General features: G+C 65.7%; 14 protein-coding genes. 6 read left to right on the forward strand and 8 right to left on the reverse strand.

The genetic code is table 11. The features are described from left to right. Positions 1-159: 159 nt before the first annotated feature. From ftsX to B9N43_RS11765, 5 genes are read right to left on the reverse strand one after another with little or no spacing between them, the layout of a single operon-like run. Positions 160-1068 carry a permease-like cell division protein FtsX gene (gene ftsX / locus B9N43_RS11745; protein WP_145842379.1) on the reverse strand — a complete coding sequence of 303 codons (909 nt, stop codon included), beginning with the start codon at positions 1066-1068 and terminating at the stop codon, positions 160-162. Then, positions 1065-1718 (reverse strand): cell division ATP-binding protein FtsE, encoded by a 654-nt coding sequence (locus B9N43_RS11750; RefSeq protein WP_145842380.1) that lies wholly within the window; start codon positions 1716-1718, stop codon positions 1065-1067. The genes ftsX and B9N43_RS11750 overlap by 4 nt, the downstream gene beginning before the upstream one ends. Beyond that, complete coding sequence (locus B9N43_RS11755; protein ID WP_261379317.1) at positions 1715-3022, reverse strand: class I SAM-dependent RNA methyltransferase; 1308 nt, start codon at positions 3020-3022, stop codon at positions 1715-1717. Before B9N43_RS11755 ends, B9N43_RS11750 begins: the two co-directional genes overlap by 4 nt. Next, complete coding sequence (locus B9N43_RS11760) at positions 3019-3435, reverse strand: CopD family protein (RefSeq protein WP_145842381.1); 417 nt, start codon at positions 3433-3435, stop codon at positions 3019-3021. Before B9N43_RS11760 ends, B9N43_RS11755 begins: the two co-directional genes overlap by 4 nt. A 1-nt stretch (position 3436) precedes the next feature. Continuing rightward, entirely contained in the window at positions 3437-4330 is an 894-nt protein-coding gene (locus tag B9N43_RS11765) for an NAD-dependent epimerase/dehydratase family protein (RefSeq protein WP_145842382.1), read from the reverse strand. Between the two features lie 14 nt (positions 4331-4344). Between B9N43_RS11765 and B9N43_RS11770 the strand changes: the two genes are divergently transcribed. Beyond that, positions 4345-5358, forward strand: coding sequence for a CDP-6-deoxy-delta-3,4-glucoseen reductase (locus B9N43_RS11770; protein ID WP_145842383.1), 1014 nt, complete (start codon positions 4345-4347; stop codon positions 5356-5358). Between the two features lie 197 nt (positions 5359-5555). On the opposite strand, the gene B9N43_RS11775 is transcribed toward B9N43_RS11770, so the two are convergent. Then, positions 5556-6200: a helix-turn-helix transcriptional regulator gene (locus B9N43_RS11775; protein WP_145842384.1), complete on the reverse strand. Its 645-nt coding sequence runs from the start codon at positions 6198-6200 to the stop codon at positions 5556-5558. Between the two features lie 77 nt (positions 6201-6277). Here B9N43_RS11775 and B9N43_RS11780 point away from each other — a divergent pair, with 77 nt between their 5' ends. Then, on the forward strand, positions 6278-7993 hold the full coding sequence (locus tag B9N43_RS11780) for an amidohydrolase (RefSeq protein ID WP_145842385.1): 1716 nt from the start codon (positions 6278-6280) through the stop codon (positions 7991-7993). A 70-nt stretch (positions 7994-8063) separates the two neighbouring features. Here B9N43_RS11780 and B9N43_RS11785 read toward each other — a convergent pair whose 3' ends face one another. Further along, entirely contained in the window at positions 8064-9125 is a 1062-nt protein-coding gene (locus tag B9N43_RS11785; RefSeq protein ID WP_145842386.1) for a DUF1214 domain-containing protein, read from the reverse strand. Between the two features lie 145 nt (positions 9126-9270). Here B9N43_RS11785 and B9N43_RS11790 point away from each other — a divergent pair, with 145 nt between their 5' ends. Both B9N43_RS11790 and mddA read left to right on the forward strand, forming a co-directional pair. Further along, a complete protein-coding gene (locus B9N43_RS11790; protein ID WP_186453799.1) occupies positions 9271-9861 on the forward strand; it encodes a TetR family transcriptional regulator in 591 nt (196 codons plus the stop codon). Positions 9862-10136: 275 nt separating this feature from the next. Beyond that, on the forward strand, positions 10137-10907 hold the full coding sequence (mddA, locus tag B9N43_RS11795; protein WP_145842388.1) for a methanethiol S-methyltransferase: 771 nt from the start codon (positions 10137-10139) through the stop codon (positions 10905-10907). Here the strand turns inward: mddA and B9N43_RS11800 are convergent. Further along, complete coding sequence (locus B9N43_RS11800) at positions 10901-12196, reverse strand: tyrosine-type recombinase/integrase (RefSeq protein ID WP_315904545.1); 1296 nt, start codon at positions 12194-12196, stop codon at positions 10901-10903. The genes mddA and B9N43_RS11800 overlap by 7 nt on opposite strands. Here B9N43_RS11800 and B9N43_RS11805 point away from each other — a divergent pair. Then, on the forward strand, positions 12168-12542 hold the full coding sequence (locus tag B9N43_RS11805; RefSeq protein ID WP_222428720.1) for a helix-turn-helix domain-containing protein: 375 nt from the start codon (positions 12168-12170) through the stop codon (positions 12540-12542). The two genes, B9N43_RS11800 and B9N43_RS11805, sit on opposite strands and share 29 nt — an antisense overlap. Positions 12543-12694: 152 nt before the next feature. After that, complete coding sequence (locus B9N43_RS11810) at positions 12695-15526, forward strand: beta strand repeat-containing protein (RefSeq protein WP_145842391.1); 2832 nt, start codon at positions 12695-12697, stop codon at positions 15524-15526. Positions 15527-15594 lie beyond the last annotated feature (68 nt).

A 15594-nucleotide genomic window follows, 5' to 3' on the forward strand; every position in this document is an offset into this window, starting at 1 on the left:
AATCGAGGGGCTCCGCCGCGTCGCCGTGTTCGCCGTGGTTCGAGCCGAGGTTTTAAGGGCAAAAAAATCCCGACAAAACATGCAATTACGGGGCGATGCGAATTTTACGAGGGGGTACCCGCCCGTTCCCTGCGACGTATCGCCGCAGCCTTGGGCGAGTCAGTTCGACGTCGCCCGGTTCAGGAACTGGCCCAGGGACAGGGCCGCGCCCAGCCAGCCGAGCGCGGCGGCCAGGACCAGCAGGGCCAGGGATTCCCAGCCATTGAGCAGGCGCAGCGTGAAATTCAGGCTGTAGAGCTGGGCCAGCTCCGCGATCGGGCCGCGCAGCGCCAGGGCGGCGCCCTGCACCATGGCCCAGGCCAGCAGCCCGCCGGCCAGGCCCTGGAGTACGCCGAACCAGTGGAAGGGACGGCGGATGAAGGCGTCGGTCGCCCCCAGGAGGCGGCTCACCTCGATCTCGGCGCGCTGGGTCAGCACCTGCAAGCGGATGGTGTTGAAGGTGATCGCCACCAGCCCCACCCCCAGCAGCAGCGTCAGCAGGGCCAGGCTGCCGCGGCCCAGGCGCAGCAGCGCGTCCAGCCGCCGCACCCAGGCCGAATCCAGCTGCACGTGCTCCACCCGCGGCAGCCTGGCCAGTTCACCGGCCAGGGTCTCCATCGCCGCCGGGCTGTCGTCGCGGGGCAGCACGGCGAACGCGTCGGGGAAGGGATTCTCGGGCAGCGCGTCGATCACGTCGCCCAGTCCCTCGGCCGAGCGCATCCGCTGGCGCGTCTGTTCCCGGGGCAGGTAGCGATACGAGCGCAGCGCGGGATGCGCCTTCAGCGCCGCCTCCACCGCGCCGACCGCGCGGGCGTCGGCGTCCAGCGCCAGGAACAGGGAGATCTGCGGCTGCGCGGCGGCGTTCCTCGCCAGCTGCGCCGCGTTGCCCAGCAGCATCTGGCCGCCGGCCGGCAGCGCCAGGGCGACGCCGATCGCCAGCATCGAAAGCAGGGTATTGAGCGGTGCCTGGGCCAGGCGCCGCAAGGCCAGGGCCAGGGCGTGGCGATGGTGGGCGAGCCAGGTTTTCATGCCGTCATCCTGCCGTGATCGAGCGCCAGGCGCCGGGCGCCGTGAGGCAGGAACAGGGCCTCGTCGTAGGTGGCCAGCAGCACGGTGACGCCGACCCGGTGGAATTCGAGGAAGATGTCGGCCACGGCGCGGGCGTTCTCCGGGTCCAGGTAGGCGGTGGGTTCGTCGGCCAGCAGCAGGCCGGGGCGCCCCACCACCGCGCGGGCGATCGCCAGGCGCTGCTGCTCGCCGCCGGACAGCGCGATGGGCAGCGCCTTTTCGCGCGCCAGCAACCCCACCTTGTCGAGCGCGGCGCGCACGCGCTTTTCCGCCTCGCGGCGGGGAAAGCCGGCGATGGTCAGGGGCAGCATCACGTTCTCGAAGGCGTTGCGGTCGAACAGCAGCTTCTGGTCCTGGAACACCAGGCCCAGGTTGCGCCGCAGATAGGGGATCGCGCTGCGACGCAGGGCGCCGACGTTCTGGCCATTGACCAGCACCGTGCCCGAGGTGGGCGCCTCGATCGCGGCGATCAGCTTCAGCAGGGTGCTCTTGCCCGCGCCGGAGTGGCCGCTGACGATCGCCAGCTCCCCCGGCTCGACCTGGAAACTGATCCCGGTCAGCGCGTCGATGCCGGGCGGGTAGCGCTTGCCGACCTGATCGAAGCGGATCATGCGCGCTCCTTCATGCGCTCCTCCATGCGCCCCTGGACCATCGGGATGCCGAACAGCCGGCACTCCAGCGGGCCGTTGAACAGCGGGATGCGGCGCGTCACCTTGAGCCGCACCAGCTTCGCCAGTTGCGGGTCGGCGGAGAGGAACCAGCAGTGCCAGCCGACGAAGTGCTGCTTCAGAGCGTTGCCCAGCAGGGGGTAGAACGCGGCCAGTTCGTCGTTGTCGCCCAGGCGCTCGCCGTAGGGCGGGTTGGTCACCAGCAGGCCGCTCGGTGCCGGCGCCGGGCGCTGGAGCAGATCGGCCTGCTCGACCGTGACCAGGTCGTCGAGCCCGGCATGCGCCAGGTTCTGGCAGGTGCGGGCCACCGCGTCGCGGGAAATGTCCGAACCCCAGATCGGCAGTCCGCCCGTCGACGTGGGCGCCGCCACGCGGCGCGCGGCCGCCTCGCCGCGCAGGCGGCGCCAGAGTTCGGCGTCGAAATCGAGGAAATGCTCGAAGCCGAACTCTCCCGGCCCGCGCGACAGGCCTGGCGCGTCGCCCAGGCTCATCTGGGCGGCTTCGATCAGGAACGTACCGCTGCCGCACATCGGGTCCAGCAGCGGGATGCCGGGCTTCCAGCCGGCCAGGCGCAGGATGCCGGCGGCGAGATTCTCCTTCAGCGGCGCGCCCACCTTGGCGATCTTGTGGCCGCGCAGGTAGAGCGGCTCGCCCGAGGTGTCGAGGTAGAGCGTGGCCTCGCGGTCGGTGAGGAACAGATGGATGCGGATCTCCGGCGCCCTGGTGTCGACGTTGGGGCGCTGCCCGGTCTCGGCGCGGAAGCGGTCGCAGACCGCGTCCTTGACCTTGAGGGTGATGTACTCCAGGCTGCGCAGCGGCGAGCGCTGCGCCGTGACGTAGACGCGGATGGTGCGCTCCGCCGCGAACAGCTGATGCCAGGGCACGCCGTGGGCGAGGCGATAGACGTCCTCCTCGTCCTGGTAGCCGCCCTGTGCCACCCGCCACAGCACCCGGGTGGCGATGCGGGACTCCAGGTTGGCGCGGTAGCAGGCCTCCCGGTCGCCGCGAAAGTGCACCCCGCCGGGCGCGGATACGATCTGTTTGCCGCCGGCGGCGGCCAGGTCCTCCGCCAACAGCGACTCCAGGCCGCGCGGACAGGGGGCGAAGAAATGCCAACCGCGCAGGAAGTCGCCGACGTCGCCAGTACCGGTATTGCCGCCGGCGCGCGGCGCCGCGTCGGCCCCGCGCACATGCCGGACCTTGGCGCCCGCCGCGGAGGGTGCGTGGGGTTTGCGGGAAGAGTTCAAAACGGTTTCACCACGGCCAGGATCACCACGGCGATCAGGGCCAGAACAGGGATTTCATTGAACACGCGGAACCAGACGTGGCTGCGGGCGCAGGCGCCGGCGCGGAACTCGGCGAGCAGCCGGCCGCACCAGAAATGGTAGGCCACCAGGCCCGCCACCAGCAGGGTCTTGAGGTGCAGCCAGGCGCCGGAGAAACCGAAGCCGAACCACAGCCACAAGCCCAGGCCCACCGCCAGCACGCCGATGGGCGTGACGAAGCGGTACAGCTTGCCCGCCATCAGCAGCAGCCGCTCCCGTTCCGCGCGGCTGTCGGCCGGCACCATGGCGAGGTTGACGAAGATTCGCGGCAGATAGAACAGGCCGGCGAACCAGCTCACCACGAAGACGATATGGAAGGATTTGAGCCAGAGCATGTCAGCGATTTTCCTTTGTCGTGATTTCCGCCAGCCCGGCCTCGACGGTGGGGTAGGCCAGGCGCAGGCCCAGTTCCCGCTTCATGCGCCGGTTGTCGAGGCGGCGCGACTCGGCCATGAAGGACAACTGCACCGCCGGCAGGCGCGCCTGCGCCTCCGCCCAGGAGACGCGCGGCAGGCGCGGCTGGCCGAAGGCGTCGCAGAGCCGGTCGTACCACTCGCCCATCGCCAGTTCGCTGTCGTCGGTGACGTTGTAGGCCCGCCCCGGCCGGCCGCGCCGCAACGCCGCCAGGCAGGCGCGGGCCAGGTCCTCGGCGTGGATGTGGTTGGTATGCACGTCGTCCTCGGGCCGCAAGAGGGGCAGGCGCCCGCCCAGGCGCTCGGTGGGCAGGCGGTCGGCGGCGTAGATGCCCGGCGCCCGCAGCAGGCTCACCGCGCAGCCGGAGTCGCGGCCGAAGCCGCGCAGCAGCCTTTCCGCCGCCTGCCGCCGCTGGCCGCGGGCGCTGGCCGCCCCCGCCGCGGCGAGCGGCCGGGTCTCCGCCACCCACGCGCCGCGGCAGTCGCCATACACGCCGCTGGTGCTGATGTAGACCAGGCGCCGTGGTAGACTCCGGCCCCGCCGCAGGGCCGCAATCAGCCTCCTGGTGCGGGGATCGCCGGCACTGGCGGCACCGGTAGCGGAGGGCGGCGCGCTGTGCAGCACCGCGTCGGCCAGCCCGGCCAGACGACGCAGCGTGGCGGGTCGATCGAGATCGCCCTGCAACTGGGTCACCCCCTGGGCGGCCAGGGCCGGGTCCCATTCCCGCACCAGCGCATACAGGCGCCACTGTCCGCGCAGGCGGGGCAATGCCCGGCGCACCACGTCGCCACAACCGACGATCAACAATCTTCTCATGACGGAATTATCTCATGGCCTACAAGATCACCCTCACGCCCAGCGGCCATAGCTTCGACGCGCCGGCCGACGAGACCCTGCTGAACGCGGCGGACCAGGCCGGCTTCAAGCTGCCCTACGGTTGCAGCGCCGGCGCCTGCGGCGCCTGCAAGGCCAAGGTGGTCGCGGGCGAGGTGGATCACGGCAGCTCTCAGGAGCACGCCCTCCCGGCCGACGAACGCGCCGCCGGCATGGCCCTGATGTGCTGCGCCAAGCCGCTGTCCGACCTGACCGTGGAAGTGCGCGAGGTGGGCGCCCTCTCCGGCATTCCGGTGAAGAAGCTGCCCTGCCGGGTGCAGAAGATGGAACGCGTCGCCCCCGACGTGATGCTGCTGCAATTGAAGCTGCCCGCGAGCGAGCCCTTGCAGTTCCTCGCCGGGCAGTATCTCGAATTCATCCGCCCCGACGGCTCCCGGCGCGCCTTCTCGATCGCCAACGCGCCGCACCGGAACGAATTCGTCGAACTCCATGTCCGCCTCGTCGCCGGCGGCGAATTCACCACCCAGGTGTTCGAGACCATGAAGGAAAAGGACATCCTGCGCATCGAGGCGCCGCTGGGCTCCTTCTTCCTGCGCGAGGACTCGGCCAGGCCCATCATCCTGCTGGCCGGCGGCACCGGCTTCGCCCCGATCAAGGGCCTGGTCGAACACAGCCTGCACAAGGGCTACACCCGCCCCATCCACCTCTACTGGGGCGCGCGCGACAAGGCCGGCCTTTACATGGACGCGCTGGCCCGGCGCTGGGCCGACGAGCATCCCCACATCCAATACGTCCCGGTGCTCTCCGACGCGACGGCCGACGACGCCTGGGACGGCCGCACGGGGCTGGTGCACCAGGCCGTGCTGGAGGATTTCGCCGACCTCTCCGGCCACGAGGTGTATGCCTGCGGCGCGCCGGCGATGATCGACGCCGCCCGCCAGGACTTCGCCGCCCGGGGCCTGCCCGAGGACGCATTCTTCGCCGACTCGTTCACTTTCGCCACGCACTGATACGCTCACTCCCCTTCGCCCCAAGGGGTGAGGGGTGAGCCCGTAGGTCGGGTTAGCCCACAGGGCGTAACCCGACAGACAGCCGTTGCAGACATCGATGTCGGGTTACGCTTCGCTAACCCGACCTACGTGACTCGTTCACCTTCGCGGCACACTGAGAACAGCGGACGGGGCCCCGCGTCGGCGCGGGCCGCACGCTACGCGAGCGCCTGCAGGCGCTCGATTTCGTCCCGGTACCAGCGCCGGGCGCGGGCCTCGGCGGTCTCGGCGCGGCTCCGCCGGCGCTCGCCGAGCCGCTTCTCGGCGGCATCCGCCCAGCGCAGCCGGGCTTCGATGTTTTCCCGGATGAAACCGATGACCAGGCCGTTGTGCTCGGCGGTTTCCGGGATGCGCCAGCCCTCTTCGAGGATCTGCTCGCAGGCGGCCATCACCTGGCGCGCCTCCTCCCGCGCCTGGCGGCGCACTTCCTCGATCAGGGCGAGCAGCGTGGCGTCGTCGCAGTGGTCGCCATTGAGCAGCTTGACCAGGGTTTCGTACTCGTAGACCAGCTCCGCGCCGGGCTCCGCGAACCAGGCGGCCAGCGCTCGGCGGCCGGCGGCGGTGATGCGATAGACGCTGCGCTTGCGCGCGCCCTGGTATTCCTCGGCCAGGGAAGCCAGGCCCAGCGCCGCGAGCTTCTTCGGCTCTTCGTAGATGCGGCTCTCGGCGCGCGGCCAGATGCGGCGCAGGGCCGAGAGCTGCATGTACTTGTTCAGCTCGTAGGCGGACCAGGGGCGCCGCGCCAGCAGGCCCAGCAGGGTGTAGGAGGTCGGAGTCAGGCGGGTTCGGTCGGCGGTCTTCATGGCTTGCAAAATAATCCTGTCAGGAGTATCTGTATACTCCTGTTCGGAGTATTAGTGACCTACCGGGACCACCAGCCATGAAACGCTTCCTGAAACTCGCCGCCCTGATCCTCGCGCTCATATTCACGGTCGTCGCGGCCTTCTTGTGGTGGCGGACGCTGCCGCCGCAGCCACCCAAGCACCAGCTTTTCATCAACGGCGTGGTGCTGACCATGGACGCGGCGGACCGCGTCGCCAGCGCCCTGGCGCTGGAAGGCGAGCGCATCGTCGCGGTGGGCGACAGCGCCGACCTCAAGACCCGCTACGGCAGGGACGCGGTGATCCACGATCTGGCCGGCAAGGCCCTGCTGCCGGGCTTCGTCGATGCCCACAGCCACTTCCCCGCATCCGGCCTGTCGGTGTTCGGCGTGGACCTCAACAGCCCGCCGATCGGCGACCTGACCTCCATCGCCCAGCTCCAGCAGCGGTTGCGCGCCAAGGCGGCGACGACGAAAAAAGGAGCGTGGATCTTCGGCTTCGGCTACGACGACACGCTGCTGGCGGAGAAGCGCCATCCCACTCGCCAGGAGCTGGACGCGGTCTCCACCGAGCAGCCGATCTACGTCTGGCACGTCTCCGGCCACATGGGCGTGGCCAACAGCCGGGCGCTGGCCCTGGCCGGCATCGGCCCGAACACGCCCAATCCGCCCGGCGGCGTGATCGTGCGCGACGCGCGGGGCGAGGCCACGGGCCTGGTCCAGGAAAATTCGGCGATCGAGATGCAGAAGCTGGCGATGAAGATCGGCCCGCTGGACTTCCTGCGCATGGTGCGCGCGGCATCGGCCGAATATGCGGCGCAGGGCGTCACCACGGCCCAGAGCGGGGCCGCCGCCGCCGAGACGGCGAAGGGCCTGGGCCTGGCCAGCCGCTTCGGCCTGGTACCGATGCGTCTCGAACTCTGGCCGATGTGGGATTCCCTCGGCCCCGAGCTGCGCGACGGCAAGGCCAAGGTCGCCGACTACGACACCGACCGGCTGCGCCTGGGACCGGTGAAGTTCTTCAGCGACGGCAGCATCCAGGGCTACACCGGTTTCCTCGGCCATCCCTATCACGTGCCTTACCACGGCGATGCCGAGTACCGGGGCTTCCCGACCATGGAGCAGAAGCAACTGGTGGCGGAGATCGGGCGCTATCACCGCGCCGGCATCCAGTTGGCGATCCACGCCAACGGCGACGCCGCGATCGACAACGTGCTCGACGCAATCGAGATCGCGCAGCAGGAGACGCCGCGCCCCGACATCCGCCACATCCTGGTCCATGCCCAGATGGCGCGCGCCGACCAGCTCGACCGCATGGCGCGGCTCTCGGTGACGCCGAGCTTCTTCTCCGCCCACACCTACTACTGGGGCGACCGTCACCGCGACATTTTCATCGGTCCCGAGCGCGCCGCCGACATCAGCCCCACGCGCTGGGCGAAGGATCGCGGGCTGCGCTTCAGCGTGCATCTGGACACGCCGGTGGTGCCGATGAATCCGCGCCTGCTGCTGTGGAGCACGGTCAATCGCCTGTCCAGCAGCGGCCGGGTGATCGGCCCGGCGCAGCGTCTGACGGTGATGGAGGCGCTGCGCGCGATGACCATCGACGCCGCCTGGCAGATCCATCAGGAGGACCGCATCGGCTCCCTGGAACCCGGCAAGCTGGCCGACCTGGTGGTGCTGAGCGACGACCCGCGCAAGCATCCGCAGACGATCCGCGACCTCGCGGTCGAGACGACCCTGGTCGGGGGCGTGCCGATCTACTCCCGGCAGCCCTGAGGACCGCCCTCTCGGCGCGCATCGAGCGGGAACAGGTTGGCCGCGCCAGGTCGCCGGTACAGCGTCGGCGTCATTGACCGGCGCTGCGCGGGATGACCTTGGTCGTCGGTTGGCTCACCTCGCCTTGCGGCAGGAACCAGCGGAACCACAGCAACCCGCGCCGGTGGCCCTGGGTGCTGATCCAGTTGGGATGGCCCGGGTCCTGGGCGCCGACGTAGAGTTTCCAGGAGCCGTCGGGCTCGTAGACCACCTGGGCGCCGTTGATGGTGACCCGGTCATAGGCGGCATCGTAGATGTGGAGGAAGGGGTTCCACAGGCAAAGGTTCCAGAACGCGCACTCGGGCGAACGGCCCTCGATGACCAGTACCTGATCCTCTTCCAGTTCGAAGCCCCCCATGGCGTAGGCCGCGTCGCCAGCCGCCCAGCCGACGGTCTTCCGGGGCACCGGGTAGGGCGGCTGGATCGTGTTGGGCGGCATGCGCACCGGGCAGATCATGCTTTGTTCGCGCAGCCAGGTCCTGGCGGCGCGAAAGCGCCTGGCCAGGGTGGCGGCATCGTCCTTGGCCTTGGGCGGCGGATTGATGGCCTCGATGGACCAGACGGCCCGGCGGCCCCGCACCGGATCGTTCAGATAGTCCCGGGTCAGCCCCACGACCGCGTCGGGCTCCAGCTTCAGCCAGTTGCCCGGCTGCGGATCGGGGCTCAGCCACAGTTCGAAGCCGCCGTCCGCCGCGCGCGTCATGGTGCGGTCGTTGGCGGTGCCGACGATGCGGTCGGAGTTGCGGCCGTCGTCGGGGCCGCCATAGACGGTGAACGACAGGTAGGCCGCGTCCCCCGGCCATACCTTGACCCGGTAGGTAAGGCTCGGGTCCAGCGCGACGTATTGATAGAAGGCGTCGGCATTGTCGCCGCCCCATTTGCGATAGGGGCCCACCGCGTCGACGAAGCGAGGGCGGGCGCTGTCGGCCCAGACCTGGGCATCCAGGGCCATGCCGAGCAGACTGAAGATCCAGCGGTGCCCCTCCACCAGCTCGGACTCGTCCAGGGGCGGGTCGGCCTTGAGAAGACGCGACTCGATGTTCTGCGCCTCCGCCAGCAGCTCCGCGAAGGCCTGTTGCAGTTGCTCGGACATGGGGTTCCTCCTTTTGTGGCGGTCGTTCGTGAAAACGGTCGTAGTAGAATAACAATACTACGTATCAATTCAAGACTGAGTATCAAAAATTGAGCGACAGCCCGCCGCCCCCCCGCCTTCCCTGCGGGAGAGAAACCGTCAGCGCGTGCGCGAGCAGCTGATCGAAGCCGCCGTGGCCCTGGTCAGCGCGCAAGGTTTCGCCGCCACGACCGTGGATGCCATCGCTGCCGCCGCGGGCGTCGGGCGGGCCACCTTTTTCCGCTATTTCGAATCCAAGGATGCCGCCGTGGTGGTGGGTTTCTACGAGTACCGGCTGAGCCGGCTGGTGGAAATCCTGCACGCCGCCCCCGCCAAGCTGGCGCCCTTCGATGCCGTGACGTGGGCCATCGAGCAGCTCGGCGCCGAAGCCGAACGGCAACTGCCGTTCATCGAACTCCAGGCCCGTTTGTTGGCCGCCTCTCCCAGCCTGCACGCCAAGGCCCTCGAATTCCAGGCCAGCTACGAAAACGCGATCGCCGACGCCATCACCGGCCGCTACCGCGAACTGGCCCCCAATGACCTGCGCCCCCGGTTGCTGGCCGCCGCCGTCCTGGCCATGATGCGCATCATCACCGACTACTGGAACGACGATCACCGCGACCAGAACCTCGCCCAACTGTCCCGCGCCGCATTGGAGCATCTGGGTCAGGGGTTCGGGAAGGTTCGCCCTCCTTCCCTCCCCTCCGGGGGGAGTTGATACGGTTCGCGACGCTCGGGTGTTTGGGGGAGCCTCGTAGCGGCACCGATAGGTTGCGGCTGGCGCCGCATGCCGCTTTTCCCCATCGTGGGAAATGCGGCGCGGCGGAAAAGCTCCGTCAAGGAAACACGGACTTTCTGGAGCCACCGCATTCAAAGGTTTTTTGACTGAGCGTGCAGCACGCTCAGTCATGAGCGATGGTTTCCGGTTTCCTAGAATGCGGCGACGGCGCGCGGCATTGGCGGCGTTTCCATTCACAACCCCTGGAGAGCCGCATGCCACCATCCCCCACTCCATCCGCAAGCGCATCACTGCGCCTGGCCGGCCTGCTTTACGGCATCATGGCCTACGCCGCCTTCAACATTACCGTCATGTATTGCGTCGGCTTTCTCGGCAACTTTCTGGTTCCTCTTTCCATCGACGCCGGACGCGTGCCCGATGCGCCCGGCGCGGCGCTGATCGATCTGGCCCTGCTCGCCCTGTTCGGTATTCAACATAGCGTCATGGCGCGTCCGGCATTCAAGTCCTGGATCACGCGCCATGTGGCCGCGGAGCTCGAGCGCCCCACCTACGTGATCCTGTCGAGCATGGTGCTCGCTCTGGTGATGTGGCAGTGGCGCCCGCTGCCGGCCAGCGTCTGGCAGGTCGATGCCGACTGGGCGCGGGCGGCGTTGTGGACCCTGTTCGCCGCGGGATGGGCGCTGGCGCTGGCGGCCACCTTTTTCACCAGCCATTTCGAACTGCTGGGGCTCAAGCAGTCATTCGCCTATTTCCGCGGCCGTCCGCACGCACCGGGCGCGTTCCGCGAGCAAGCGGTCTACCGTTGGGTGCGCCACCCCATCATGGTCGGTCAGATCGTGGCCTTCTGGGCGACGCCGGCGATGAGCCTCGGCCATCTGCTGTTTGCCACCGCCATGTTGGGCTACACCCTGGTCGGGCTGTATTTCGAGGAGCGCGACCTCGTCGCCGCGCATGGCAATGCCTACCGCGACTATCGACGACGCACGCCGATGTTGGTCCCCCGCAAACCGCGCAGCCGTCATTGATTTTCGACACACCCGCGCCCCACGTCGCGGTGCGGATTCACCGGGCAGAATCCGGCCCCGAGGGAATCGACGACGGCATCGCAGGCGTCGAGCAGGGTTTCCTGGGCCAGATGCGCGTAGCGCTGCGTCGTCCGCACCTGGGTGTGGCCGAGGATCTTCTGCACCTCGTACAGGCTGCGCCCGGCATTGACCAGAAAGCTGGCGAAGCTGTGGCGCAGGTCGTGTATCCGCACGTCGGCCAGCCCCGCCTTGCGGCGCGCGCTGTCCCACGAATAGAACACGGAGACGAAGGGCCGGCCGGTTTTCGGACTCGGGAACACCCAGGGACAGTCCTCCAGGCGCGGCACCGCCGCCAGAACCTGCAAGACGCCGCTCGACAGTGGCACGTGCCGGGGCTTGCCCGCCTTGGTCAGCGGAATGCGCCACTGGCGGCGCTCCAGGTCGAGATCCTCCCAGCGCAGATCGAGCACCTCGCGCCGCCGCGCCCCGGTCAGGATCAGCATCGGGACGATGAAACGCAGCATCGGATTCGGACTGCCCTCCACCGCCGCGCACAGGCGCCGCGCCTCTTCGGGCGTCAGGAAGCGTTCCTTCATCGGCGGGTCCTCGAAGAGCGCCACGCCGGCGGTCGGATTCACCGCGATGCCGGGGGTTTCCCAGCGCAGCGCCAGATTGAAGACGTAGCGCAGCATCACCAGCAGGCGGTTGGCCGAACCCTTGGCCGCGCCGACCGCGCGCCGGCCATGGTGGAGCACGGCGATGTCCGTCTTGGTGATCTCGTCCAGGTGGCGCCGGCCGAGCCGGAGCGCGACGTGGTTGCGGAACAGCGACTCGTCGCAGCCCCAGGTCTTCTTGTAGCTCTTGGCGAAGGGCAGGTAGCGCTCGTAGAAAAAGTCCCCGAGCGTCGGCGTCTGGCGCAGGTGGTCTTTTTGTTCGGAAGGGTCGTCGCCGAGCATCACCCGCCCGCGCAATTCGCTGACGCGGTACCGGGCTTGTGCCAGCGTCATCGCGCTTGCGTCCCCGATACGATACTGACGCTGTCGACCGCGATCGTTCGTATAGCGTAGATAATAGGTACGACCGCCGGACTGGCGAATTTCGAGAACCAGGCCTTTACAACCACGATCCGTGACCTCTACTTTCCCTTTGTCCGCCGGACATAACGCCCCCCTGATGAAAGCCGGGGTGAGTTGCACGATTGCCATAATAACCTCATTTGGTAACATAAATGATACATAGTGTATCTTAATGGAATCAATTGTGCATAAAGAGGTCTTTTCATTCGCCATCCAGTTGAAAGCGGCGAGATCGCTCGTCGGCTGGAGTCAGGCAGAACTGGCGGCACGCACCGGGGTCGCGCGGCCGACGATTGCGCGCATTGAGGCGCTGACCATGCAACCGCGCCTCGACACCGTGGGCAAGCTCAAGCGCGCCTTTCTCGATGCGGGACTGCAAATGCTGGACGGAGAACCTGTCGGGGGTTTTTCCCTGGTGATGACGTCGGAGGCGCTGCAGTCGATCATGGAGATGCATCGGACACGGCAGGACACCACATCCGACGGGACGACGAAAACCGGAAGAGTACCGGAAGGTTTTGGCAGTGGGGCTCGCCGTCAAAACCAAGGGAAATCATAGGGTTGATGGTGTTTTACGCCATCCAGTAGTCATATTTCGGGGCTTTTTTCCGGAACGGATTACCGGAAGAGTACCGGAAGCATCTGGAAAGCTGGTTGTTTTACCTGGAAAATATCTTATTAATCAGTTGGTTGTGATTTTGACAGATTAGTTTGCTCACTGCGGATATCGACAGCGGCACAGCTTTCACTGGCGGCTCTGGTAACGATACCTTCATCGCTGATGAAACCACGACTGCCAAGGTTAGCTTGGCTGACGTTCTGGCCGGTGGTCTTGGTACTGACTCCCTGACCATCTACAACTCCAAGGGTGTTGCTCCTCAGATGTCCGCCATCGAGAGCGTGACGCTGAATACCATCGCTGGTGACTACAATGCTTCCACGGCTACTGGCTTGACCACCTTGAACGTGATCAGCGCCGATGGAACCAACACGTTTACCGTCGGTTCTGGCGTGAGCGTTTCTTTGGCAAACACTGCTATTGCCAACACTGCCGGCACTAAAGACGATGTGGTTGTTGTCTACGATGCTAACGCCACGTCTGCAACTTTGACGCTGAATAACGTTTCCTCGGGTGGCACTAACTCCGACCTCGCTATCAAGGGCGCAAAGATTGCAACCCTGAACATCGCGACGACCGGTGCTGCCAGCACGATTGATGCGCTGCTTACGGCAACTGACACCGTGGTGGACTCCTACGTCATTACTGGTGACAAAGGTCTGACCATTACCGATGCTTTGACCCTTGCCACCAATGCAACGACCAAGGCTAATGCCATTACCTCTACTGGCTTGACGGGCGACCTGAGCTACAGTCTTGGCACTATCGCTGCAAACCAGAACGTCACGATTGCTGCTGGTAATGGTGTTAACACCGTGACCATCGCTGATGTAAATGTTGATGGTTCTGTGACTGCTACTTTCGGTTCTGGTAAAGATGTCATTACCCTGTCCGATGCGACCGGTTCTGTTTCAATCAATACCGGTGATGGCGCTGACAAAGTGACGATTTCGAAACTCGACAACAAGTACAACAGCACCGATAAGGAAACGGCTTCTGTCAACTTGGGCGCTGGCGATGACACTCTGGTAGTTGCCAGTACCGTGACCGAGGCAAACCTTGCTAGCGGTGTAACACTGGCGGGTGGTGATGGTATCGATACCCTGAACATCGATAACGATGAGTACCTTAAGTTGTTCGACAACGCAACGGCCGATGTGACCGTTACTGGCTTCGAGAAGCTGGCCCTGCAGAATGGCGACTCTGGTACTTTCGACCTGTCCAAGGTTTCGAGCGGCACGATGACCACCGTGGTTCTGGCTGATGGCGTGAATACCGGTGGTGGTCTAGTGGTTTCCAACGGCGCTGCTGGCTTGACCATTGATTGGGCAGACAAGGATGGTTCTGGCGTAACTGCCGGTGGTGCTGTCGACGTTAGCCTGAAGGACGCCTCTGGCTCCGCAGATGCGGTGACCCTGAATGTCACCTTGACCGACTCCGACGACACCGTTGATAGCTTGGTTATCGGCGACTTCGAAGTGAAAGCCGACTCGAACAGCAAGACGGTTGAGACCTTGAACATCGCTGTTGATGGTGCTCTGTCCGCGACGACGGCTTCCAACGTCAAGACCGCTGCTAGCCAGTATCTGCAAATCACCTCGCTGGACCTGTCCGGCGGCGTGACCACCGTCAACATCTCTGGCGACGGATCCACCAAGATCAACGGCTATGCCAATGCCAGCACCCTGGTGACAGTGAATGCAGCTAACTCCTCCGGTGCGAACAACCTGAGCGTTGCTGCTGGCACGACCTTCATTGGTGGTACGGGTAATGACACTTTCACCGGCACCCAAGCTCAGTTTGCGGCAATCACTTCCCTGACTGGCGGTACGGGCACTGACACGGTTGCGATCACAGACACCGTTTTGACGACCGCTACCCTGACCATTGACGACAAGGCATTCAAGAATGTGGCCGCTGCCGAAGCGATTTCCTTCACGGGAGCTAACGCTGGTGACTTCAGCTGGACGCTGGGTGGTTACGCCAACACCTTCGCAACCAACAACAGTGGTGTTATTACCGCTACTGCCACCGCCCTGGTTGCAGCAGCTGACGGTGACACCATCACCGTGGATGCCTCCGGCCTGTCTGGCACTAATGCTATTAGTCTGACCCTGACGGACACCGCTGCTCAGGCTGGCAAGACCAACGACATCACCATTACTGGTTCTGCTGGTGGTGATACCCTGAAAATTACCGAAGCCAAGGCTGGTGCAGGCGGCGACGTGTCTGTAGATGGCGGTGCGGGCAATGACACCATCACCGTGACCGTTACGGCTACTCACGCAGGTACCGTAGCCATTGCTGGTGGTGCTGGTGATGACACCATTACCGGCTCTGCGATTGGTGACACCATCACCGGTGGGGCGGGTGCTGACAAGATCACCGGCGGTGAAGGCGGCGACAGCATTACTGGTGGTACGGGTGCTGATCAGATCATCCTGACCGAAGCTGTTGCAGCTCAGGATACCGTTGTGATTGCTGCTGGCGACTCCAACGTGGATGCTCGCGATACGGTGACCGGCTTCGCAGCGATTGCTGGTGGTACGGCCGACAAACTGGATCTGGTTGGCGCAGCCACCATCCAGGCTGATGGTGTGACCGACGGCTCTAACTTCAACACTATCAAGTCGCATACTGTGGCAAGCGGCGTTATCACTTTTGATGATGCGGAGACGTTTGCTGCTGCTGTGACCGTAAACTCCAGCAACCTGTCTGATGTTCTTGGTTATTTGGCTGCGAACATCACCGGCGCTGGCGCTACCGTCGGTTTCGCCTACGATTCCAACAGCGATGGTACTAACGATGCCACCTTGATCTTCCAGAACAACGCCGGTGGCGACATTCTGGTTGAGTTGGTTGGTGTTACGGGTATCACTGCTGTGGCGGGTGCTGCTGGCGCTAACACCGTGCTGGTTGGCTAATCTTCTTCGGAGGATGCTCCTGGGTATCAGCTCGGGAGTAATGCTTGATCTAAAACCCCGCCCCTTGA

The sequence above is a fragment of the Denitratisoma sp. DHT3 genome, from assembly GCF_007833355.1.
Lineage (GTDB): Bacteria > Pseudomonadota > Gammaproteobacteria > Burkholderiales > Rhodocyclaceae > Denitratisoma.